We start from the raw sequence: 1,554 nt of genomic DNA on the forward strand, positions 1-1,554 counted from the left end.
CATTATCCTTTGCCGCAACCACGCAAAGAACCTGCCGCTGACGGCTGAGCGGACTCGCGTCGCAGCCCAGCGCGCTTTCATGGTTGAGCCGACGTGGCAATCGCAGACGATGTCGTGCAACTGCCAGTCGTTCAGCTCGAAAAAGCGCTTTGCCTCGCCGTAGGTATCGTCTTTCAAACCCGATGCGCGCAGCACTGGATCTTCGAAAGCAACCGAAATTGCGGTTCCCTCGCCCCGCATCATTGCACGTGCTTCGGGGTGCAGATGTTCGGTGCCTGCAAACGCGCCAAGGCATCGCTCGGGATTACGCTCCAGCAGTTCAGCCCAGCGCTCTATGCGCTGATTTCGTGTCATTGCGGAATATGCAGCCGACGATTCAATCTTGGCGACGGCATGCAGTTGGTCGAGTGTTTGATGTTTCATGGCCAGCTCCTGTTGAGGCAGCGAAGCGCCCACGCCTTCAAGGGAATTACCGCGCCGTAATGCTTCGACAAGAGCGCCAGGCTGGAGAATTCGACACAACCGGATTGGGCCGGCGGGATCATAAACACACGTTCTGCGTTCATTGGCGGGGGCTGCTTGTGACAAACCGCTGATCCGCGACGGGATGCATCCATGTTCATCCAGCCAATCGACTATTTCCTTGCCGTCTGGTTCGCTCTTGCCGCCGCCTCGACGCTCTATGTCGGCTTCGATCAATACCGCAACAATCCCGAACCGGTGGTGATGAAATGGGGTTTCATCCTGGTGACCCTCTATATGGGTCCATTGGGGCTGCTGCTTTATGTGCTTGCAGACAAGGAGCCACGACCGGGCGAGCATGAAGACTTCACCAGGCCGCTATGGAAGCAGGGCGTCGGTTCGACCATCCACTGCGTTGCCGGCGATGCAACCGGCATCATTCTCGCGGCGGTCATCACGGCAACGCTTGGCCTGCCTATGTGGCTCGACCTCATCGTCGAATATCTGGCGGGTTTCGCCTTCGGCCTGTTCATCTTCCAGTCGCTGTTCATGAAATCGATGATGGGCGGCACCTACTGGGAGAATGTGCGCAAGAGCTTCCTGCCCGAGTTCATCTCGATGAATTTCATGATGGCCGGCATGGCGCCCGTCATGAGCTTCCTGATGATGGGGCGCGACATGCGCGCGATGGAGCCGACCGAGCTCTTGTTCTGGGGCGTGATGTCGATCGGCGTCATTGCCGGCTTCACACTTGCTTATCCCGCCAATGTCTGGCTGGTCGCCCGCGGACTGAAGCACGGGTTGATGACGCAGCGCCCGGAGGCGGCCGAAATGAGCAGTCGAGAGCCGACCGCCCAGCAACAGCACGCTACGCATCATGCCCGCGCCGGCGATGATCGACGACAAGGCCACGCCAACACATCCCACAAATCCAAACGCAACGGACATCAGATGGAGACAGACGCCACGACGCCGCAGATAGCAGCCCTCGGCATGGTCTCGGTGCTGGCGCTGGCGATTGGCATGGCCGCACCGGCGAACTGGCTGAACCTGACGCTTTCGGCACGTGACGTCGGCGGGGCGATCATGCCG

General features: G+C 59.6%; 2 protein-coding genes. One reads left to right on the plus strand and one right to left on the minus strand.

Going from position 1 to position 1,554, the window contains the following annotated elements:
• A partial coding sequence (locus tag EOA22_RS33170; protein WP_127390584.1) for a hypothetical protein occupies window positions 1–423 on the minus strand: 423 nt, incomplete at its 3' end.
• A 192-nt stretch (window positions 424–615) separates the two neighbouring features.
• On the opposite strand from EOA22_RS33170, the gene EOA22_RS33175 reads away from it, so the two are divergent.
• On the plus strand, window positions 616–1,554 hold a 939-nt coding region (locus EOA22_RS33175; RefSeq protein WP_164756162.1), incomplete at its 3' end, for a DUF4396 domain-containing protein.

The organism is Mesorhizobium sp. M7A.F.Ca.US.014.04.1.1, from assembly GCF_003998745.1.
GTDB classification, from domain to species: Bacteria; Pseudomonadota; Alphaproteobacteria; order Rhizobiales; family Rhizobiaceae; genus Mesorhizobium; species Mesorhizobium ciceri.